A 22,464-nucleotide genomic window follows, 5' to 3' on the forward strand; every position below is an offset into this window, starting at 1 on the left:
GGAATGAATAACACAAGTTCGATTTTACTGGTAGATGATCAGCAGGATGTATTGCGCAGTCTTTCTTTATTATTTCGTACTGAAAAATTCACCAATGTTACGGCGATATCAAATTCAGAAGAGGTAATGCCATACCTCAAAAACAACACGCCAGATGTGATCTTGCTTGATATACACATGCCAGTAATAGAAGGCAGTGAATTACTCAAATTAATCAAAATCGAATATCCGGAAATTATCGTGATCATGGTGACTGCTAATGATCAAGTGAGTATCGCCGTTGAATGTACCAAATTAGGTGCGCACGACTATTTCGTTAAACCCGTCGATCAATCACGCCTAATACACGTTATCAGGAATGCACTGGAGAACAAATCGCTTAGCGATGAGCTAATGTCGGTGCAAAACTTTTTGATGTCGGTAAAGCAATCCAGTAATCCAGCATTTTCCTCGATATTGACCGTTAATGAAGAGATGAAAAAGCTGTTTGTGTATATCGAAGCGATCGCACAATCGAAACGACCCGTACTGATATTAGGCGAAACCGGAACAGGCAAAGAGCTGATGGCTCAAGCGGTTTATGATGTTTCGAATAAAAAAGGCAAAATGGTATCAGTTAATATTGCAGGGCTTGATGATACGGCGTTTAGTGATACCTTGTTCGGACATAAAAAAGGTGCATTTACAGGTGCATCGACATCTCGTGAAGGCCTGATTAAGCAAGCTGGTGAAGGCGCTATCTTCCTCGATGAAATTGGCGATCTGGATCATCAATCACAAATCAAATTGCTCCGATTAATTCAGGAAAATAATTATTATCCGCTGGGTTCCGATAGCCTCGAAGAAAATAATGCACGTATTATTACGGCCACGCATCACGAGTTAAATAAGCTAATCACCGAAGGGAATTTCAGGCAGGATTTATTCTATCGCTTACAAATACACACGATTAGAATTCCACCGCTAAGAGAGCGAAAGGAAGATATTCCGTTATTGTGTGAATACTTTGCGATTAAAGCCTGTAATGAATTACAACTGTCTAAAATAGAAATCCCCGATTCCTTGTACGAGTTCTTATCTCAATACGATTTCCCGGGGAATGTCAGAGAACTTGAAATGCTGATTTATGATTCGGTCACGCAAACAACCGGGTCAGTCTTGAATGTGGAACATTTAAAACAACAGATTACCTTAAATGCTAGCCATCATAATCCTGTTGAAGATAGCGAGGGCTTATCGCCTGAATTAACAATATCGCCCGAGACCAAGACCTTACCAACCATCAAAGAGTTTAACGATAATCTAATCAAAGAAGCATTACGCCGAACCAATAATAATCAAAGTGAAGCGGCGAAAATACTCGGTTTGACACGTCAGGCGTTAAATAAGCGCTTAACCAGAAATAAAACATCTGGTTCATAAACACCGCTATATTCGCCTAAAAAATCGAGTCTTACTTATAGCTGTAAAGGTTTCCAGTCAGTGTCTGTTAGCAGGATAAAGCAAAAGATTTTTTATGGCACGTATTAGCTACAGAAAAGCTAATACGTGGTAAAAAAAGTGCCTGTAAGTAGGGGGGTGTCTATTTTAATTCTTGCCAATAGATATCATGACATAACAAGATATATCAATGAGTATCAAGTGACGGCAAAAGACTATTCGCAGTTATCCCACCAACACGTTTCAACAGCTTCCTGAAAGGTCATCACACCATCAAATTTGGGTGAATCGTTACGTGACATATTCAAATGCTCTTTCATCCCAAAGTTACCAAAACGGTAATAAGATTGCGGTAATGTATACAGCGTAAACAGTGCAGTTCCTTCATCTGACAGGTCTTTCCATGCATTGAGGAACGTAATGTAACGCTGCTTCATCCGAGGATCTCGGTTGGCCTCATTAAACAGAGCGCGAAGTCGTGCTTTATCGTCTTCACTGACATCATTGCTGCCCAGCACACCCGTTACTAAATGTTGTCCGCCTTCATAAGCGACTAAATCAAGATTGTAAGCACTGGTAATTGTCAGCTGACTTTTAACCGCTTCGATAGTGCCATCCAGAGATTTAACATCGATATCACTCGACTGATCAATCGCAGCAAATACATCATCAACGCTGGTTGCATCTAAAAGGTTATTGGGAGCATCGATACAGATCGCTTCATAAGGACACCCAAAGAAATAGGGTGCAATCGCTACTGCATCGATATTGTTTATATTGACGATACTGTCTTTAATCATCTGCTCGGTGAGCACTTTATCTCCAATAAATGAGCCTAAAACGCGCACCAAACGGGTATCACTTTCTGTATCAAACTGGGCTTTCCAGAGAATGAATATTTCCTCGGCACGCTTGCTGTAAAAACGTAAACGAGCAAAATAATCGGCATCTCTATTGCTGCCTTCAAATATCTCAGGAACAGTGTCGTATCCCAGCTCGATACCTTTTGATACGGCGTAACTGTGTGCAGAAAAGCCCGGATTCCATACCTCGTTAGAGTATTCCACATAGGCTTTCAGATTCGTATCGAGGTTATCGTAAACGTATTTCGCATAGGTTTTAACGTAATCGTTGGTTGCCACATGCGGCATGTTTACCCAGATATCACGTTGTAAGGTATTCGCTAATGCAACCATCACTTCAATCGGTACGCCTTTATGATCTTCATCGGGTGTACGACCGTCATTGCCGCCCCAAACAGCATCTTCAAGTTTCGCTCGATGATCCCAGGTGCCTACACCTTCAGGGCAATCATCCGCAGTAAAACAGAGCTTTTTAAGGCTTGCTTCCATCAGATTCATCATTCTTATAACTTTGAAGTTACGCAAAAATGCCAGGTAATCAGGGTTGAAGATAATTGCATTGCGGTCCGCTTCTAAACGCTCCGCAAACGATTCGTAAATGTCTCCGTCTGGACAATCATCCTGTGAATCAACTCTAGTGAAAGGATTGCCTGCGCACGTTCCGCCCGGCATCGCGATTCTGATATTCTTTATCGGGTTGCTGGTGTTGATGTCTTTAACGTTCATATTAAAGGCATTGGTGTCAGAAGCAGCGACTTCGTCTTCGAGATCAAAACTTCGAAGATTCAAATCGAAGGTGTATTTATTTTCGCCAGTTACTTTTTTGACATTAGAAACAGCACCGGAAGACCCGAATTCCAGAATGCCTTCTCCTTCATAAATAACAGTGTATTGACCCTCTGGAATTGAATCGTCTAACGCGCCTTGCAATAGTTTGGTACGCGCGAAACGGGTGCCATTAGAGAACTCAGACTCATCGGCAAATTCAAGCACCCAGCCATTCTCATCTAAAAGTGTACCATCGGCAGAAAGCTCGGCAAAAGGACGCGCGGTTCTGAAAATATCTGCAAATGGCATTGGCATTCCTGCCGTATCTGCTCCACCTTGAGGTGCTTCTGTATTGACACCCACAGAAGGTGTGAACGATAGTTTAGGTAATATACCTGTAGCCAGATAGAGTGCTTTTTCAATTGATTTACTTTCAATAATGGTAGGTGCAGAAGTTACATCGTTTTTGGCACTGGTAATGAACACTTCACCCATAGGTTGAGATGCATCGCTAGACACGCTGTAGTTACCACTACTGTTTGCACTCACTACTTCTGTGTTGCCATCAGGAAAAACCGCTGTTATTGAAGAGTCCGCAGCTGCTTTACCGCTAATAACAAGAGAACCATCAGAATTTGCTTTGAGATTAGTCACCGTAGGGGCGTCGGTAGGGGAGATAATCATAGTCTCAGGGCCATTGCTCGAAATGCTGATAATTGTAGTGTCGCCAGAAGGTTGTGAGTGAGTACTGGTCGCAGAGTAGTTACCGTCGGAGTCAGTCGTAAGTGTTTCTTTGGAACCATCGGGAAAGGTAATATTTACCACAGAATTAGGAGATGCCTGACCTGTAATCGTAATCACGCCGCTGGCAGAAACGCCTAATTCCGCTGTGCTGAGTTGTTCAGGTGAAAGCGGCGTATCGGTATTATTGTCAGAAGTGTTATTACTTTTACTTCCACCGCCACCGCAAGCGGTCAATGCGCTAAATACCGCTAAGATTAAAACTGATTTTAATGTACCCACATTATTCCCCTGATTTTTATACTTCTTAATTAATATTGATTACACATGATAGATAGGTCAACTTGCGCCCAGACAAGTTCATCTATTTACAATAACTTACAAGTTTTTGCGTAGTTAATGACGCAGGTATTTGCCCATAACATTGTAAGATTAGCCCTAAAATCCAAGTAAGCTGCTATCCAATTACAAGTGTCAACTTACAAAACTGCTCTACCTTCTTGTATTTTAAGCGATTATACGCGATAAAATAGCTGAATTCACACCCCCCCACTTATAGGCAGTTTTTTAGTAGTTTTCACTGACAAATCAGTTCACTGCATAGATGTTATCGTTATACGCGTATTTGTTTGAGTGATACAATTCGACTGTGAATAAGCCAAATCAAAATCAAATAAATAACCACGTCGAGCATAAACCGTTAGCCGAGCGTATGCGCCCAAGAACGCTCGAAGAATATACTGGGCAGCAACATATTCTGGGTGAGGGTAAACAACTACGTGCAGCGATAGAACAGGATCGATTGCATTCGATGCTATTCTGGGGGCCTCCCGGAACAGGCAAAACAACGCTTGCCCGTTTGATTGCCCGCTACAGTGGTGCTGAATTCATTACCATGTCCGCGGTACTTTCCGGTGTTAAGGATATTCGCGAAGCGGTTAAATTGGCAAAACAAAGCCATGAACTGGACGGACGCGCGACCGTGTTATTTGTCGATGAGGTACATCGCTTTAACAAGTCGCAACAAGATGCGTTTTTACCGCATGTTGAAGATGGCACCTTTAGTTTTATTGGCGCAACCACCGAAAACCCCTCGTTTGAATTAAACAACGCTTTGTTATCACGTGTGCGTACCTATGTGTTGCGTTCGCTTAGCGAAGATGACATCAAAGCCATATTACAATCAGCGATTGATGATTCTGAAAGAGGACTAGGCGAGAAAAAACTGAAAATCGATCCAGAAGCTTTAGACTTTCTCGCCAAGGCTGCCGATGGTGATGCTCGTCGTGGTTTAAATTGGCTGGAGATTGCCACGGATTTGGCCGATAACGGAAAGATCACTCAAGCCACGATCGAAGAAATTGCCAGTGAAGGCGTGCGTCGTTTTGACAAAGGTGGCGATCTTTTTTACGAACAAATCTCCGCCTTACACAAATCAATGCGTGGCAGTAATCCGGATGCCACTCTTTACTGGTTTTGTCGGATGATCGATGGCGGTTGTGATCCACTTTACATCGCCAGACGCGTGGTACGCATGGCCAGTGAAGATATCGGTAATGCTGATCCTCGGGGTTTAGAATTGGCTTTAAATGCCTGGAAAACCTACGAAAGACTGGGAAGCCCAGAGGGTGAATTAGCAATTGCCCATGCGCTGGTTTATTTGGCTTCTGCGCCTAAAAGTAACGCCGTTTATAATGCTTATAATACGGCGATGAAAGCGGCGCGTGAATCCGGGTCGCTGGATGTACCAATGCATCTGCGCAATGCACCAACCACTTTAATGAAAGATCTGGATTTCGGTAAAGACTATCGCTATGCGCACACCGAAGAGGGCGCGTATGCTGCCGGTGAATACTACTTTCCTGAAGAAATGGGAGAGCAGATATACTATGAACCTGTGCCCAGAGGTCTGGAAATTAAAATTGGTGAAAAGCTCAATCACTTACGCGAACAGGATCGACTTGCACGTGCAAAAAACGCGAATAAAAAATAATACAGATTCATCACTCCATATAAGCGAAGACTAAAACGACCTCTATGCTCAGCAATAATTTACTCCATGATAATTTATTAAACGATACAGATTCTGCTGACCAAACCTTTATCCCGGTTTCCCGACGAGAGTTACTCAAAAAAATCATTAGTTGCGCACGAGAAAGTGATAATTTAAGTAAGCACTCTGTGCGTCACTTACATACCTTCACCGAAGTATTGCAAACGATTTATCATGCGCGTTATCACCGTCACTATCTCTCACTAAAAAATGCTTATCGTCCCTTTAATCCGGATAGGGATGTGGTCTCAAATCATTCATGGACCGATAGCGAGAAGCGTTGTTTACAGAAAAAATTGTTCAGAGAAGTATCCGCCTTATTACAAAAAGCGAATTATGATGAGTTAGACGAAGTTGATATAAATGAAGCGCTTAACATAGAAATGTCACGTGGCTTATCGATTGGCGTAGAGCTCGACGATTATCAACAGGTATTAATTTATACCCGCGGAAAATCACTGGTGAGAGTCAAACAAAGGCATTGGCGAACCCTGTTTCTAAAAGAAATAGATGTAGATATCCCAATCTACAGTCGCTTGACGATGGTATTTCGTTTCCGCGGTGAGAAAGAATTAAAACAGCTCTTAATCGATAAGGGTAAAAACCGTTTTAACCAATGGCTGTATCTGCGCCGACACAAACGCTTGATGCAAAATAAAAGCTCCGATGATTACATCTTTATGCGTCAGTTTCGGGATATACCGTGCTCCGATCTTGAGATGTTGTTTCCCAATTCCACCTTGCGTTTTACACTATTAGATAAAATTAAACTGACGGCAGCCGGTGGTGCTGGCACTGTTGGCGGCGTAATGGCGTTCTTGTCTAAACTGGCGTTAGCGGTTAAGCCATTGACCATTCTGATCGCAGTAGTGGGTTTTGGTGGCGTATTAGGGCGTCAGGTGAGTAGCATACTCAACCAGCAGAATCATTATAAAATGGTGCTTTCGCGCAGTCTGTATACGCATAGTCTGGATATCAATGTCGGGGTGATTGCGACTTTGCTCGATCAGGCCCTGGATGAAGATGTGAAAGAGGCGATTCTCGCGTATTACATTTTATTGAATGCAACGGAAACAGATCTGGATATGGCGCAGATTAAAACATTGTCTGAAGCGTTTTTACGGGAACACTTTACTATTTCGATTAACTTTGAAGTCACTGATGCGTTGTCCAAATTAAAAAAAGATGAGTTGGTCGTACAAAATGGGAATCGATATAGCGCTATTAATGTTGAGGAAACGGGCGCAAAACTGGAATCTCATTGGTTTGACTTGTATTCGGCAACAGAAAGCCTGGCTTCTGCATCTCCCGATTTCTAGTTTGCTAATCCAGATTAGATTAAATAATAAAGCCACCCCCCTACTTATAGGCACTTTTTTAAAAAGTGCCTATAAGTAGGGGGGTGGCTATCATTTGTATCTGCTTGTTGGTTGAGTGATGAACCTGGTTGTTTTCTTGATTAGTCTATGAGTTATTTACTCAAGCAATCTTTTACATTCTGCTGATTCAATAATAACGCCACAATGATCAGAATTATCGGAGCAATAAATGCTCCCAGTGAAGAGATTGCAGACATGCCACCAGCGGCGTTTGCCATTTCTGGACTCATTTCTGCAAACATTTCATCCATCATGCTTTTGGTATAAAAGAAAGTGAAGATGCTCACGATGATGGTAAAAATAGTATAATAATTAAAGTGTTGGCGACCAATATCAAAATACTTGAGAAGTTTAAAGCCAATCCAGATTGCCCAGATGGAGGTTAAAACAGATAACGCTGTCGTGCCCAGAAGATAGGTTTTACTCATGCCCATCATTCCTCCACCTTGAGAAAGTGCATCTAATGCTCCCGAAGCAAACATCAAAGAAGCCAGCCCAAACAAACCAAAAATTAAACCTAATGCGCCTAATATGATTGAAATAATTCCAATGACTTTAGGTATTGAGCTGCGCGCTACTAAATTGTTATTAACGTCAGACTCTGGCGGCGTGTAGGGGTTATTGGCATTATCATTCATAAGGAGTTCCTCGTAACTAATGGGTAAATGTGGTGAAAGAGATCAATGTTTAGGGTTTACGTTTTACTCAAATAAACCATAATCTAAAGCTAATTTAAAACGACTATAAAATTAATGTATGCGTATCTTAAGGCATTGTTGTCAATGAAACAGTGAACTATTTACGCTTTTTATCAGACAGATAGTTTAACAAGCATGATTTTATAATTAACGTTAATCTGACTTTATCAGTGAATTTATATTCGTAAATGATGTGAGTGAAATTGTACTAAATTTCTTTCATATCGAATAGTGGGTTATTTAGCGAATGGGTTTGGGTATGATGGCTCACTAAATTAATTATCAGAAAATAGACACAAGGCATTGAATATTCAGTGAATAGCCATTGTATGTAAAATGTCTGTGTTTCAGAAAATCAATCTATACAATCAACGATTATTTAAGACATTATTTAAAATATTATTGAAAACATTATTGAAAACAGGGGAGTCACCATGAGAGTGTTTTTTTTAAACTCAATTAAAGCGATAGCCATGCTAGCAGCTACAACAACGGCAACAGTAAGCTTTGCCGGACCTGCTGCAGTCAGTCATACGCACGATGGCAGACAACACAGTCACGTTTTACCCGCAGAAGGCTTGGCACACAGACATGGAGGCGCAACCGGGCAGGCGACATCAAATGTTGTAAGGCGCACTGGCACAATTGTTTACGGAAGTACTCAGCCTTCTCAATCAACGGCTAAACCACCTAAGCCCGATTACTATGACTTTTCAAGCAGTGGTAATCAGTCAACAACAGTGATTAGCTCTGGTTCTAGTGCATCGCACTTTCATGATGGCAGACAACATACTCATCCATTACCTGCTCAAGGGTACGCGCATCGACACGGTGCAGGTTCTCTAGGTACCCGAATAAATAGCAATACCACCAGACATACCAATACGGTTATTTACGGCAACACACAACGTTCAAACCAATCTGATAATGATGGTTTAGTATTCGGTCCGAGTGATTCGGCGCGTAATACGCAAGTACAAAAAACCACCAGCAATAACGGCTATTTTAATAAATACAAAGATCGCGACAATCGACGCGATAGAAGAAGGAGCTTAAGCAAAGGCGACACCAACTGTAGAGTTGGACAACCTAACTGTAATATGTGTGCAGCCAACGTACAACAGCAATTCAAGCGCGCCGCAGCGAATCAAATCAGATGGCAAACCAAGCCATGGTCATTTACCTGGCCACAAAAATACCCACCGCAAAACTTAAGACCGCTGGATATTTTTGACGGTGATCCTGCGCATGCTTTAGGTATTCCAGATACGCACGTTCAAGGTTTTGTGCGCACTAATTCATCACTTTACCCTTATGCCGGAAGCCATAGTCATAAAAAACGCGGCGGCATCTTTGTTGTAAAACAATCGGGTAATGGCACAAAGTATTTGTCGACGTTGCACCGTACCAAGGGTAGACATCCGAGTGGTGTGCATATTATCGGTAAATACCTGGTGTATGGTTTAGGCAAACGCCTTCATTTCATGGATATCAATAGCCAGAATCAAGACCTTGAATTTAGTTTGCCGATTGAAAAGGCGAATTTTGGCGGTGGTCTGGGTATTGTGAAATTGGCTGATGATCGTCATCTTGTCGTCACTACTGGCCCTGGCGGACAAGATAATAGACCACGCTATAATCAGTTTTATATTCTAGAAACGTCTAATGGTCGTCCTTCTTCATTAAAACTCATCAATGAATCATCCACCCAAAAACCTTCTCAATGGCCGAGAGGTTTAGCCTATTCAGAAAACCTGTCACTGATCACCGAATGTGGAACAGGCGATATTTATGCGGTACATACAACCGGTGATGAGAAAGGGATTTCTGCTATTACGGGTAATGGTTACTGGAAATTATCGAAATTAGTGCAAAAAGATAGAGCCCTTGGGTTAACCGCAATTAATGCCTTCACCATGCGTCAGGACATGAAAAGTTGTAATGTCAGAGCTGCTGCAACCGTTGGAGTTACGCCACAAAAGCGTATGGAGTTCAGCTGTCATGGATATGCAAAAGACCCAGATGGTTCAACGTTTAACGTCTTAGGTCGCTCAAGCCGAAATAAAGATAAGTTTTACTATAGAACAGGCACTGTCTTTTAGAAGTATTGCTACAGGCATTTTCACTTACGCCAATTGATGGTACTAGAAATCATTAGTACAAATCAGTAGTACAGATCATCAGTACAAAAAAGCTCTGAATGAATATTAATTCTTCAGAGCTTTTTTAACGCTTAAATTAATTTTTTGTCTATACTCATGACCGTCCGGGAGACTTGAAAGTGAGTTACAAATCATCGGATAATCATACGTTAATAAAGTGCAAATATAGCGCAGCATCAGTAAATGCGGGGATTAAATAAATGAAAACAATTAGTTGCGATGGTAAAGACATAACTCCGTCTAAGATAATCTGTATTGGCAGAAATTATGTGGAGCATATTCAGGAGTTGGATAATGCAATGCCTGATGAGCCAGTAATTTTTCTTAAACCGAACTCAGCAATTTCACATGAAATCGTTACTCACGAAACAGACGCCATCCATTACGAAGCTGAGATCAGTTTTTTAGTGCATGATAAGCAACTGACTGCGGTAGGTTTCGGCCTGGATTTAACCAAAAGAGAAGTCCAGTCAAATCTGAAAGGTAAAGGATTGCCGTGGGAGCGAGCCAAAGCCTTTGATAATTCAGCGGTGCTCAGTGATTTCAAACCGTTCGATGGCGACATACACGCGTTGCGTCTTGAATTGTTTATCAACGGTGAGTTAATTCAATATGGCGGTACCCCGCTTATGCTTTATAAGCCCAGCGAAATACTGGAAGAAGTGTCCAAATTCATGACTATTGCCGATAACGACATTATCATGACCGGTACGCCTAAAGGCGTGGGTGTGGTGAATAAGGGTGATGTGTTTGTGGGTAAGATCTTTGAGAATGATGACTTACTTGTAGACGTTGAATGGCAGGTACAATAAGTCGTTTTAAAGTTAAATAATGACTGTAACTCAATAATAAATTTCGTGTTTTCCTGGAAGGCTGTTTTTTCATCAACAGAAAAAACAGCCTCAAAGTAGGGGGGTGACTATGCTATTTTAGTCAGGCTCCTAATCGCTTTAAACTTGGCTGTTTCCATGTATTAAAGCGTCTTTTATTGAAGTGCTTAGTATTACAGTGCTTAGTATCAATGCGCCTTGGATTTAAGCGCGGCGAAATAAGCCGCCCAACTCTGGTGGTCTCTACCTGCTGCTTCATGATATTGACTCGGATTATCCGACTTACCTTCGCGAATCCCTTGATAAATCCCAGCGATAACAGTACCTAAAAATTCACCCAATTCAGCCACTCTATCTTCACGGAATGCTTCGACAGACATCGCTTCATAACGCAAATCCGTGCCAAATGCAGCGTTCAGGTATTCCGCAAGTTGGCTTTGTGTAATAGCTTCACCATGTAAGTTATAGATCTGCGCATTGTGCTTATCTTCGGTGAGCATTTTTGCATAGGCGTATGCGAGTTCTGGGCGTGTGGTGTAACCACATTTGCCATCAGCCGCACAGTTGGCAATCACTCCCGCTTTTTTATACGCTTCGATATATTCAATATCAGGCTCTATGTATATGCCATTACGGCCGATGACCCAATCCAGTCCGCTGTCGATAATATCCTGCTCGGTCTGTCGATTACTTTGAATCACCGGAGAAAAAGCCGTGCCTTCTTCAGCGCCTTGAACGCTGGTATAGACAAACTTCTTCACGCCACTTTTCTTGGCGGCATTAATCACATTTCGATGCTGCTGGATACGTTTATCCGGATCATCCATGCCAGAGACTAATAATAAAGTATCTACCGATTCTAGTGATGTTTCCAAGGCGTCAGGGTCATTGTAGTCGCCAGGTCGCACTTCAATACCCAAGTCCTTCGCTTTATCAGGTGTGCGAGCCAAACCGATGACATCATCTTTGGGGACTACAGCGAGTAATGCCTTAACAATTTCTTTTCCTAAATGTCCGCTTGCTGCGGTTACTGCGATTTTCATATTTTCTTCCTATTGCTATAGGTTAATTTGTAAGCTTAATGCTATTAAAAAGTGTTACTAACGTTTGTTATGACTGTAGTAAATAATGATTGCTACAAATAATGACTGTGACAAATAATACTCGCCACAAACACCTGAGGTTTTAAAACTAAGCGTTTGCTTGATCGGCATCAGTTTGTTTTGCCTTTTTGTGCTCCTCTTCGGTATTGCCTTTTTTCCAGTAACTGGAAACATACAGATGTGATCTTTCAATAGTGCATTCTTCTCTGAGGTATTGTCTGATTTTTTTCATCGTCTTAAATTCGCAGGCAACCCATGTGGATAGACCTTGCGTTTGCCTCAGGTCTTTCTCAATGGCATGAAACAGCTGTGAGGCATCTGAGCCGGGGTTGTCATTGATTACCCACTGTAGCTCAATACCTTCGGGTTTAATCAGGTTCTGTATGTCCGACTCCGACAACACTTCAATAAATACCTGACCTTTGGCGTTTTCCGGTAATCGTTTTAGATTCGTTGTCAGTGCAGGAAGTGCCGTCATATCGCCTGCTAGTAAAAAGTACTCTGCATCCGTATTGATGAATTTGGCTGGCCCCGGGCCTGCGATTGAGATTTCATCGCCAACGGCTGTGCCTAACGACCAGGGTGCAGCAATACCATGATTAGTATTGTTGTCGAGGCTATTGTGCAGCATAAAATCCACATCGATTTCATTCTGATCAGATCGTTGTTCTGCAACTGTGTAGGTTCTCATGACTGGTTTTTCTTTACCTGCCTGATTAAAAAGAAGCTTGATATAAGCACCTTCCGAATCTTTGGGGAAACTAGCCAGCGCATCGCCATGTAATGTTACCCGGCGCATATTGGGTGTCAGATTATTGGCTGACTTTACCTGTAGTGTTCTGGGTACACGACGGTTTTTGGCATTTTTAACTCTATCGATAATGTTCATGTTTTGTCCTGTATGTTTACTGGATTCATTAATTTTAGCTTTTAAGGAAACGCTCAATTTTTGGTTTTATTGTCATTGATGTAATGATCATTAGCGTGAGACCTAAAGGTAAAGCAGCCAAGAAACCTTCTAACCAACCCGTAAACAGATCACTGTGATTTGTAAAGCCATTAACGTTGACGGCTGTGCTGAACGCTAATAATGACTCCATAATTAAAGCCATGAGTCCACCTACAATTAGGTTACGTGTGTGCACGCCAGTGTTAGGGAGGAGTTGATTAATAAGCTTGGTGAACAATCCCATCAATACGAAGCCTATTGGCATCACTGCATAAGCTGTAAACAAGGCATTTCGCCAATTCGTCATAAACGTATCGGAATATCCAACATTCATATAAGTCATCACTCCGGTTAATAAGCCACCTATGATGCTCATCATTCCTAAAACGAGTAGTACCTTGTAGATCAATTTGTTTTTTTCATTGTATGTTTCATTGCCTTCTACATTGTCTTCTTCAAGACTAATAACTTTTACTTGTGAATTCATGTTTGTTTTCCAATCTTGTAATAATTCTAAATATAGTTGATAATAGCAACTATATAGCAATGTAATTGACAATGTCAACTATAATTCTTTTTTGGAAGTGAATGAATGTCTGATCGAAAATCATTAGAAAGTCTTTTTCACCTGGTTCATGCCTTAAAACGGCAACTATTTGAACAAGCAGAACAACTCAATGTAAATCTCACACCGATGCATATTAGGGTGATGAAAATTATCGATCGCAAGAAACCGTGTACGGCGATAGATATCGCCAGTTTTCTAAGGCGCGATAAAGCACAGGTAACGCGCTTGGTGAATACACTGATCGAAAAGGATCTGATAAGCAAAGAACCCAACCCTAACGACAAACGCAGTCACTATCTATGTGTGACAGAATCGGGGAATGCGTTAGTCGACGAAATTGCAAAAATCGATGCTAATACAATGCAGATGATGACGAAGAACCTCTCCGAAGAAGAGCTCTCAGAGTTTCAGCGTATTAGCGCATTAATGTCGAAAAATCTTGAAGACAGATAACTAGAACTTCGATAACTAGAACTTCGATAAATAGAACCCAGAAAAAAGTGCCTCAAAGTAGGGGGGTGTGTTTTAATCTCGATTTCTCATTATTCACAATCGCTCAGGACACCTGTATGGCAATCAGCGCCACCATCAATAAAGTATTACTCAATATTGCAGATATGGATCGGCATTATTATCAAAGTCACGAGCTTACTGCCGCGCAACACCCGTCAGAGACTGATTTTCGCTTTATGGTACGAATCATTGCCTATGCATTAAATGCAAATGAAGAGCTGACGTTTACCAAAGGCTTGTGTGTCGATGATGAACCTGAGATTTGGCAGAAGTCACTGACGGGTGATATCGAGCTCTGGATTGATTTCGGTCAGCTGGATGAGAAGCGAATTCGTAAAGCCTGTGGCAGATCAGATCAGGTGATTGTGCATACCTATAACAGTCAGAAATCTGATATCTGGTGGAATCAGATCAATGCAAAGCTTGCTCGATATAAAAACTTAAGCGTAATGCATATCGAAGCAGAAGGTGTAGAAAATCTGGTTAAACGCAATATGGAATTACAGTGCAATATCCAGGATGGTGAGTTGCTATTAAGCAATGATGAACAATCCTATACCGTTACTATCAGCAACTATTTTGATAAATAATCGCTGTTAGTGTTTGAATATTAATAATACCTTGTTTTTTTAGACTCTAAATAATTATGTGCTAGAGCATCGGTGCGATAGCGTTGAAAATCAGTATAGCAATTGCGATAAAACCTAAAATTTTAATCGCTAAATTGATTTTCTTTTTCTTTGAGCGAATCTTGTCAGCGTCCTGATTGATCGCTTCTAAATCATTCTGATCAATTGCCGGGTCCATCCAGATACGCTCATGGCGTAAATCACTTTCAGCTTCTATCACCGCTATGGCGTGGGTTAATTCAGCTCGATAAGTTTTTTCATTGATATCGACCAGTTGGCGACGTAAGCCGTTATGGAAGTGCATGCCAGCCGCCAGAATATCGTTGAATCGTGCCACATAATGGACATTTTCAGGGTAGTTTGCCTGATTCGTATCGTCCTGATTTGGATCAGCGGCATCAGGTAACTGATCCCAACTTAATAACTTTACCAACCCCGAATCGTTCGTACCTTTTGGTGGAGCTTCTATCGCTAAATAGCCTGCTTTCATTGAAAATTCTCGAATGTATGTATAATCGTATTAGATCATGAATCACTCAAAACTACTCATGATATCGACATTCGATCGCAATGTTTTATGAATCGGGCAACGGTCCGCAATTTCCAGCATGCGGTGTTCTTGCTCATCGGTAAAATCACCTTCTAAATGAATCTTACGAATAATACGTGAACTACTGCCGTCTATTTCATTAGGCGGAATATAGGTTAAACGAACGGTGATTACATCGAGTTGAATATTCTTGCGTTCGGCATACATACTTAACGTGATAGAAGTACAACTGCCCAGCGCAGACAATAAATAATCGAAAGGCGCAGGTCCTTTGTCATCCCCACCCAGCTCCGTGGGCTCATCGGCAATCAGGGTATGATTACCCGTTGTTATTGTTTGTGTATAACGTTTGTCGGTACTTTCTACAAATGCTTCAGATTTCATCTCTCGCCTCTTATGCTTGTAGTAATTGTTGAAAGCTTAGTAGAAATTAGACGTATTTTCAGTTGTTTGATTGTTTCTGTAATTAACAAGTAGTTCTAAGTATCTGATAAATATGGCCTATAAGTAGGGGGGTGACCTAATTTAATGAGGATTAAATAATATTAGGATTTATAGGTCTTTAACGAGGTTTTAGTAATAGTTATCTTGGTTTTACGTTAGAATAGCGCTCTTATTTTGTTTTAGGTAGAAGTGACCATTCTCCCTTCTCCTAAATCTCCCCTGATACCACGAGCACCCATGAAAAATACACCCGCTAAAGCTGACTTTAAGTCGTTTACTCTATCTCCCTCGATTTATTCTGCAATACAGGAGGCAGGTTTTAAAGAACCTACCGATGTTCAGAATGATTCAATTCCTGCGATTTTAAATGGCAAAGATGTACTGGCGCGTGCCGAAACCGGTTCGGGTAAAACTGCTGCGTTTGTATTGCCATTGCTGGAAAAAATTCTGCGTCAGAAAGCCGCTAAAATTGCTAAGAAGCAACGTTTGGATAAATCCAATGTAGTGGGTGTTTTGATCCTTGTTCCAACGCGCGAACTAGCGATTCAGATACGCGAAGAGTTCGAACGTTTCGCGATTAATATCGAACCTAAGGTCAAGTGCTTGAGTGTGTTTGGCGGGGTTAAAATTAACCCGCAGATGATAGCTTTACGCGGTGGCGCTGATGTTTTGGTTTCAACTCCTGGGCGTTTACTGGATTTAGAAAAGAATAATGCGATTCTATTGCATCAGGCGAAAACACTGGTGATCGATGAAGTAGATCGTTTGATGAAAGGTGATTTTGCGGAAGAGATTGATCAGATTATGGCCAAGCTTCCAGCTGGCAGACAGAATCTCATGTTCACGGCAACCTTTCCGCCGAGTATTCGTAAACTGGTGCGTAGAATCATGAATGAGCCAGAAATCATCAACGTCGATGATTTATACGATGACGTGAATACCGAGCAACGCGTTATCACTGTTAATCATTCCCGAAAGCCCGAATTATTGGCGCATTTATTAAAAACCAATGACTGGAAACAGGTGTTGGTATTTTGTAGCGCGAAACGCAGTTGCGACAATCTGGTGATGAAGTTAGAAAAACTCGGCGTAGAAGCAAGCGCCATGCATGGCAATCAACACCAATACGCACGCGCTGGCGCACTTCGTGACTTTAAAGCGGGTACGTCAAGAGTTTTGATTGCGACTGATGTCGCAGGGCGCGGTATTGATATCGAAGAATTACCTTGTGTCATCAACTACGAATTACCACGATCGCCGAATGATTATACGCACCGCATTGGCAGAACAGGCCGAGCGGGTGAAGATGGAATGGCAATCTCATTGATTTCTCACGATGAATATCAGCATTTCAGTGTTATCGAAAAGCGCAATGGTATTCGATTAGAACGCGAACAAATCGAAGGGTTTGAAGCAGATGCAACGGCTCCTCAAATACCTGTAAGTGTTAAGAAAAAGAAAAAACCAAAGAATAAGAAAAATAAACTCTCTAAAAAAGCCCGACTAAAAACGTCTGGTAACAAGACAGATACAGCTAAGTCTGAATCCAAGTCTATGTCCTCTGACAATAAACAGGCAGAAAAACCATCTTTGTATGGCAAAACTAAAAATACGGATGTAGCGGATACCAAGACAAAAAGTGCCGACAAACCTGCTCCTGCTGCTAAGAAACCAGCGGCAAAGCCAAAAACAGAGAAAGAAACGGCTAAGCCAGAAAAAGTAGACGGAAGCTCTTTATACACAAGGGTTCTACCCAAAAATAACAAAGGTGATTCTGATGAGTAAGAGTCATTACGGTGGAATTAAAGGCAAAAAACCATCTGACACTTCTTCGGCGGATAAGCAGAATGATCACGACGCTAGCGATCACGAAACCATCAGCCATGTACAAGACGACTATAAAAAGGCCGACTACAAACAGGCCGACTACAAACAAGCTGATAGCGAAGAAACGCTAATAGAAGATGATAATTTACATCTTTTCAAACGCGTCAGAATAGGTAGAACCAATGTTTTGCGCGTAGTAAAGCGTTTGCCATTTGGCGCATACCTTTCTGCCAGTTCGCAAAGCGATGAAATCTTATTACCAAAGCGCTACGAGCCAGAAAATTGTAAGGTCGATGATCTACTCAAAGTTTTCATCTATTACGATTCAGAAGATCGCATTATAGCAACCACCGAAATTCCATTGGCTCAGGTGGATGAATGTGCCTTTTTAAAAGTGGTAGATGTGAATAAAGTCGGCGCCTTCATGGATATCGGCTTGATGAAGGATTTGTTCGTGCCTTACGCCGAGCAAGACGTGAAGATGGAAAAGGGTAAGTCCTATGTGGTTCGAGTCTATCTCGATGAGCATAGTGGACGTATCATGGCGTCTTCAAAGCTGGATAAATTCCTGTTGGAAGAATCACATTCACACCAAGCAGAACAAGCGGTTGATCTCATGGTCTACGCCGAAACAGAGTTAGGTTATAAGGCCGTTGTTGGTACAACCTATGTCGGTTTGTTGTATAAGAGTGAATTGCCACAACCGTTAAAAATTGGCGATAAATTCAAAGGTTATATCAAGACAGTACGCGCGGATAATAAACTGGATTTGAGCTTAAATTTACCTTCTGAAAAAACACGATCAGATTTGGCGAATCAAATATTGGATCATATAAAAGAACAGGGCGGCGCATCATCGCTGACTGATAAAAGTTCTCCCGATGATATTTACGCACAGTTTAGAGTGAGCAAGAAAGCCTATAAGAAGGCTTTAGGTGCTCTTTACAAGCGACGTTTAATCCTTATCGAGAAAGACAGTATTAAACTGGTTTAATCAACGTTTTATTATAAGGCTCCTTGCCACTTAAAAAAAAGTGCCTCAAAGTGGGGAGGTGCCTTTGCTCTTTGCTAAATCCACCCAACGCGCTCTATAAACCAGTAAGCAGCGATAAGTGCAATCACAATAGATGCCGGAATGGTAATTCTGGCGTGATACCAGCTCTTTTTACCGAACCAGTAACCGAACAGAAGGAAACAAGCGGCAATCACGCTGAGTTGTCCTAGTTCGACACCGATATTGAATCCGATGAGTCCGCTGACGAAATTGCCCTGCGTTAAGCCAAATTCTGTCAGAACGCTGGCAAAACCTAAGCCATGCAGTAAGCCAAATAGGAATACCAGAACGGGGCGCAGCCGACTGAGTCTTTCATGGAATATATTTTCCACACAGACATACACAATGGATGCCGCTATTAGTGGCTCTACGATCGCAGGAGAGATCGAGATTACACCGAAAATACCTAAGGCAAGCGTGACACTGTGAGCCAGTGTGAAACTCGTGACCTGGATTAACAGTGGTTTTAATCGAGTGCTTAACAGAAATAAACCAACAACAAAAAGAATATGATCTAAACCCTTCGGAACGATATGATCGAAGCCAACAGCGATGTAATTGACGAGTGTTTGCCACCATCCCGTTTGTGATGCGCAGCCTGCCTGAGACTGGTTTTCCGGAATTGAGCAATCAAGACCAATAACCACCGGATCACTGCCTTTACCTTCAGTAAGATAGGATGAATATAAATCTGGATTGTCCTCCGAACTTACTCTGAAAACCGCATTACCAAAGCTTTTATCCCATTGCCAACTGAGGCTTTTGACCCCTTCAGGAATTAATCCGGCAATATTGATGACTGAATCACGCGCTAAATCGAGGTCGCCAACTTCTGGAACTTCTACATCCAGTATACGAACGGGCTCTTCTTTGCCGTCGAATTTAAGTGTCATTTTGCTCAAGAAAGTTTCGCTAAATTTTTCAAATTCCTGAGTAAGTTCTTCCGCTGGAAGCTGCCTTAATCGATCGTATTTCGCTGCATTTTCAGATTGCTCGGTATCATCGTGTTGATCGCCTACCTGTGCTAACAGTGCTTCAATGTTTTGTTGAATGATTAGTTGGTAATAGCCGGCCTTATTAAAAGTGAAATCTACAATTGCCGGGCGTATTTCATGTGCGCTTGCTACAGAAGAAAAGAATAATAAAAACAGTAAGCTAAACTTAATTATGCTATTGAATATAGTGTCTTGCTGTGGGCGATGGAGTAAATGCATAATGCGTATCTTGGCTACTCATTAAAAACTAAAGGATCGAATCATACCGTGTTTTTGATTAAAAGAAAGAGACAATTCAGAGGTGGAGATGCTGCCTCTAAGTGTCTGATATTATTTGTTATATCTATGTGCTTTAATAATGTTTTGGCGCATGAAATGTGGCTGGAACCGCTTAACTATGAAATTGCTGCTGGTGATAAATTGCTTGCTAATGAAAAGGTCGGCCAGGATTTCAAGGGGAATAACTACGCCTATTTGCACTCCAGTTACCAACGATTGAATTACACCATTAATGGTAAGACGCATCTTTTATCGCCACGTTTAGGTTCTCTGCCCGCTATTCAAACGAATATTCAGGAAGAAGGACTATTGATATTATCTGCAATGACGACTAGATCAAAATTGACGTATAAGGATCGAAAAATATTCGAGAAGTTCCTGAACGCAGAAGGACTTGAGTGGGTATTTAAAGCGCATAAGGATCGCAACCTGCCTGAGTCAGGTTTTGCTGAAGTCTATCGTCGTTTTCCTAAATCGCTGGTCAAAGTAGGTAATGGCGTAGGTCAGGATAAGCCTTTGGGCATGCCACTTGAATGGGTTGCGCTAACTAATCCTTATGAAATTAAAGGTAGTATCAAGCTGCAGTTATTATCGGAAGGTAAACCTTACGCAGGTATTAAGGTGAATGTTTTCAATAGGTTTACAAAGGAACCTTCATCTAGTGAAACTACATCCAAAGAAACAGAAAACAAAACAACAAAAAGCAAAACAACAGAAAACAAAACAATAAATGACGTTGTGCACACTTCCTATTTCACGGATGATAATGGCATTCTTAATTTACCCTTGAAAGAGAACAGTAAGTATTTGATCAATGCTGTAAAAATGATTGAACCAGACACTGAGACAAGCCACAAATATAATGCAGTATGGGAAAGTTTATGGGCTTCGATGACTTTTCAGGCAATAAAGTAGAAACGGAATAATACAAAAATAGCTGCGCAATAAGTGCCCAGCATAATACCTTTATTTGTAAGGGTATTTGGTTTATTGTTCTGGGGTTGTGAGCCTATAAAAAATTTAAAAGAAAATAATAAACAAATAAAATCACAATATTTTTGTTAAAAAATTATTATTCAAGGAAGAAGATATGAATTTAAAACGATTATCCACGACAAGCACAATCTTGTTTTCGGGATTAATGCTTAGCGCATGTTCTCAAACCTCAGGTACTCTCACTGGTCAGCAATCACCACAAGATGAAGTGGCCTCTGTAGCTCCTACAGGAATCGCACATACACACCCTGCTAATAAATGTACGAATTCAATCACACATACGCACCCCAATGGTGGCAATGCCCATAAACATCGTTATGATTGTAAGCCAAACAGCAGAGTGATTACTAAAAAGCCTTCTGTTGCACATACGCATCCTGCACAAAAATGTACACGTTCGGTTTCTCATTCTCACCCAAATGGTGGGAGTACCCATTCACACAGTTATAACTGTAAAGGTAATATGAGAAAGAGTGCGAATATGCACACGCATCCTGCGAATAAATGTACACGCACAATCTCGCATGCGCATCCAAACGGTAAACGTGAGCACGTGCATCGTTACAGTTGTCAGGGCAACGCTAAAATGAGCACGAATCAGCATAAGCACCCAGCGAATAAATGCACCCGTTCCATCTCACATGCGCATCCAAATGGCAAAGGTAAACATGCACATCGTTATAGTTGCCAAGGTAACGCTAAAATGAGTGCAAATCAGCATAAGCATCCAGCAAACAAATGCACACGCTCAGTTTCACATGCGCACCCAAATGGCAACGGCAAACACGCGCATCGTTATAGCTGTCAGGGTAAAGGCATGGGTCATAAAAAAGGTATGGGTAATGGTAGAGGCGTTGGTTACACACATACGCATCCAGCTAATAGTCTGACCAATTCTGTTACGCATACGCATAGAGCAGGAAGACGTCCACACACACATAACTATGGAAAATAAGACTATCTGAAAGTAAATTACAGGGTAGATTCAAAAAAGCCTCGCTGTATTCAGTCGAGGCTTTTTTTATGGTAGTGAAGATTTTATAAAGTTGTCATATACTCGGTTACTTACTTTACTCAACTGATGATAGTTATGCGCCCATTTACAAATCACTTAAACAGCAATTCTAAAAAACACTCTACGAACAAGCCATCAGAGTATTTTGTCGCGATGTTTTGTTGTGTGTTAAGCGTGATGTTAGTAGCTTGTTCTGGCTCTGGTGATAACTCTGGGAAGCCTGGTTCTGCGGCAGCAAAGTCGGGTAAAAACTTAAAACCACATATTCATCCTGAAAATGCCTGTCTTGGCGCAAGAACTCATTCGCATGTTGGCGGTGATAAACAGCATGAGCATTCAATTTCATGTGAAAGCACGAAGGTAAATACCAATGCGCATATTCATCCTGCAAAAGATGGTTATCCTGAGATGCGACATGTGCATCCAAATGGCGCTAATGAGCATTCTCATCGTTGAGTGAGTTTGTTTAAATAGCATCAGCTTTTTAAAGGCCATTAATAAAAGCGTTAAAAAAAACGGCTGTAAGTAGGGGGGTGACCTTCTAGAATTTGTTGTTTGCTTAATTAAAATCGTGCTGTTTAAGAATAGCTTTTCTGCATGCTCTTTAT

The 22,464-nt window shown here is 41.4% G+C and carries 20 protein-coding genes; 12 read left to right on the top strand and 8 right to left on the bottom strand.

All coding sequences use genetic code 11. From position 1 onward, the window contains the following. The first annotated feature begins 3 nt into the window (after positions 1–3). Entirely contained in the window at positions 4–1,422 is a 1,419-nt protein-coding gene (locus OO007_RS19885) for a sigma-54-dependent transcriptional regulator (protein WP_325810137.1), read from the top strand. A 233-nt stretch (positions 1,423–1,655) separates the two neighbouring features. Here OO007_RS19885 and OO007_RS19890 read toward each other — a convergent pair whose 3' ends face one another. After that, a complete protein-coding gene (locus OO007_RS19890; RefSeq protein ID WP_325810138.1) occupies positions 1,656–4,094 on the bottom strand; it encodes a hypothetical protein in 2,439 nt (812 codons plus the stop codon). A gap of 430 nt (positions 4,095–4,524) precedes the next feature. On the opposite strand from OO007_RS19890, the gene OO007_RS19895 reads away from it, so the two are divergent. Both OO007_RS19895 and OO007_RS19900 read left to right on the top strand, forming a co-directional pair. Continuing rightward, positions 4,525–5,805: a replication-associated recombination protein A gene (locus tag OO007_RS19895; RefSeq protein ID WP_325810171.1), complete on the top strand. Its 1,281-nt coding sequence runs from the start codon at positions 4,525–4,527 to the stop codon at positions 5,803–5,805. Positions 5,806–5,849: 44 nt separating this feature from the next. Next, entirely contained in the window at positions 5,850–7,184 is a 1,335-nt protein-coding gene (locus OO007_RS19900) for a DUF3754 domain-containing protein (protein WP_325810139.1), read from the top strand. A 152-nt stretch (positions 7,185–7,336) separates the two neighbouring features. Here OO007_RS19900 and OO007_RS19905 read toward each other — a convergent pair whose 3' ends face one another. Beyond that, the gene (locus OO007_RS19905) at positions 7,337–7,882 is read right to left on the bottom strand and encodes a hypothetical protein (RefSeq protein ID WP_325810140.1); all 546 of its coding nucleotides are present in this window, start codon (positions 7,880–7,882) and stop codon (positions 7,337–7,339) included. 494 nt (positions 7,883–8,376) lie between these two features. On the opposite strand from OO007_RS19905, the gene OO007_RS19910 reads away from it, so the two are divergent. Together OO007_RS19910 and OO007_RS19915 are read left to right on the top strand one after the other, a co-directional pair. After that, positions 8,377–10,044 carry a hypothetical protein gene (locus OO007_RS19910; RefSeq protein WP_325810141.1) on the top strand — a complete coding sequence of 556 codons (1,668 nt, stop codon included), beginning with the start codon at positions 8,377–8,379 and terminating at the stop codon, positions 10,042–10,044. Positions 10,045–10,304: 260 nt separating this feature from the next. Continuing rightward, the gene (locus OO007_RS19915) at positions 10,305–10,916 is read left to right on the top strand and encodes a fumarylacetoacetate hydrolase family protein (protein WP_131906334.1); all 612 of its coding nucleotides are present in this window, start codon (positions 10,305–10,307) and stop codon (positions 10,914–10,916) included. A 206-nt stretch (positions 10,917–11,122) separates the two neighbouring features. Here the strand turns inward: OO007_RS19915 and OO007_RS19920 are convergent, their stop codons facing one another. The 3 genes from OO007_RS19920 to OO007_RS19930 all read right to left on the bottom strand — a co-directional run bounded on the left by OO007_RS19920 (position 11,123) and on the right by OO007_RS19930 (position 13,473). Then, positions 11,123–11,977 (bottom strand): SDR family oxidoreductase, encoded by an 855-nt coding sequence (locus tag OO007_RS19920; protein WP_325810142.1) that lies wholly within the window; start codon positions 11,975–11,977, stop codon positions 11,123–11,125. A 148-nt stretch (positions 11,978–12,125) separates the two neighbouring features. Further along, positions 12,126–12,926 (bottom strand): siderophore-interacting protein, encoded by an 801-nt coding sequence (locus OO007_RS19925; RefSeq protein WP_325810143.1) that lies wholly within the window; start codon positions 12,924–12,926, stop codon positions 12,126–12,128. A gap of 34 nt (positions 12,927–12,960) precedes the next feature. Then, positions 12,961–13,473: a DUF2798 domain-containing protein gene (locus OO007_RS19930; protein WP_325810144.1), complete on the bottom strand. Its 513-nt coding sequence runs from the start codon at positions 13,471–13,473 to the stop codon at positions 12,961–12,963. Positions 13,474–13,578: 105 nt separating this feature from the next. On the opposite strand from OO007_RS19930, the gene OO007_RS19935 reads away from it, so the two are divergent. Together OO007_RS19935 and OO007_RS19940 are read left to right on the top strand one after the other, a co-directional pair. Next, positions 13,579–14,007 (top strand): MarR family winged helix-turn-helix transcriptional regulator, encoded by a 429-nt coding sequence (locus tag OO007_RS19935; protein ID WP_325810145.1) that lies wholly within the window; start codon positions 13,579–13,581, stop codon positions 14,005–14,007. Positions 14,008–14,123: 116 nt separating this feature from the next. Further along, positions 14,124–14,657: a YaeQ family protein gene (locus OO007_RS19940; protein WP_325810146.1), complete on the top strand. Its 534-nt coding sequence runs from the start codon at positions 14,124–14,126 to the stop codon at positions 14,655–14,657. Between the two features lie 61 nt (positions 14,658–14,718). Here OO007_RS19940 and OO007_RS19945 read toward each other — a convergent pair whose 3' ends face one another. Continuing rightward, the gene (locus OO007_RS19945; protein WP_325810147.1) at positions 14,719–15,186 is read right to left on the bottom strand and encodes a hypothetical protein; all 468 of its coding nucleotides are present in this window, start codon (positions 15,184–15,186) and stop codon (positions 14,719–14,721) included. Positions 15,187–15,228: 42 nt separating this feature from the next. Beyond that, complete coding sequence (locus OO007_RS19950) at positions 15,229–15,630, bottom strand: OsmC family protein (protein WP_325810148.1); 402 nt, start codon at positions 15,628–15,630, stop codon at positions 15,229–15,231. A 297-nt stretch (positions 15,631–15,927) separates the two neighbouring features. Here OO007_RS19950 and OO007_RS19955 point away from each other — a divergent pair, with 297 nt between their 5' ends. Continuing rightward, on the top strand, positions 15,928–17,475 hold the full coding sequence (locus OO007_RS19955; protein WP_325810149.1) for a DEAD/DEAH box helicase: 1,548 nt from the start codon (positions 15,928–15,930) through the stop codon (positions 17,473–17,475). Then, on the top strand, positions 17,468–18,511 hold the full coding sequence (locus tag OO007_RS19960) for a CvfB family protein (RefSeq protein ID WP_325810150.1): 1,044 nt from the start codon (positions 17,468–17,470) through the stop codon (positions 18,509–18,511). Before OO007_RS19955 ends, OO007_RS19960 begins: the two co-directional genes overlap by 8 nt. A 74-nt stretch (positions 18,512–18,585) precedes the next feature. Here the strand turns inward: OO007_RS19960 and OO007_RS19965 are convergent, their stop codons facing one another. Further along, positions 18,586–19,785, bottom strand: a complete 1,200-nt coding sequence (locus OO007_RS19965) for a HupE/UreJ family protein (RefSeq protein WP_325810151.1) — start codon at positions 19,783–19,785, stop codon at positions 18,586–18,588. Between OO007_RS19965 and OO007_RS19970 the strand changes: the two genes are divergently transcribed. The 3 genes from OO007_RS19970 to OO007_RS19980 all read left to right on the top strand — a co-directional run bounded on the left by OO007_RS19970 (position 19,780) and on the right by OO007_RS19980 (position 22,312). Then, positions 19,780–20,760 carry a DUF4198 domain-containing protein gene (locus OO007_RS19970; RefSeq protein ID WP_325810152.1) on the top strand — a complete coding sequence of 327 codons (981 nt, stop codon included), beginning with the start codon at positions 19,780–19,782 and terminating at the stop codon, positions 20,758–20,760. The two genes, OO007_RS19965 and OO007_RS19970, sit on opposite strands and share 6 nt — an antisense overlap. Positions 20,761–20,935: 175 nt before the next feature. Then, entirely contained in the window at positions 20,936–21,796 is an 861-nt protein-coding gene (locus OO007_RS19975; protein WP_325810153.1) for a hypothetical protein, read from the top strand. A gap of 135 nt (positions 21,797–21,931) precedes the next feature. Further along, complete coding sequence (locus OO007_RS19980) at positions 21,932–22,312, top strand: hypothetical protein (RefSeq protein ID WP_325810154.1); 381 nt, start codon at positions 21,932–21,934, stop codon at positions 22,310–22,312. The last annotated feature ends 152 nt before the right edge of the window (positions 22,313–22,464 follow it).

This window comes from Cocleimonas sp. KMM 6892, assembly GCF_035798195.1.
Taxonomy (GTDB): domain Bacteria; phylum Pseudomonadota; class Gammaproteobacteria; order Thiotrichales; family Thiotrichaceae; genus Cocleimonas; species Cocleimonas flava.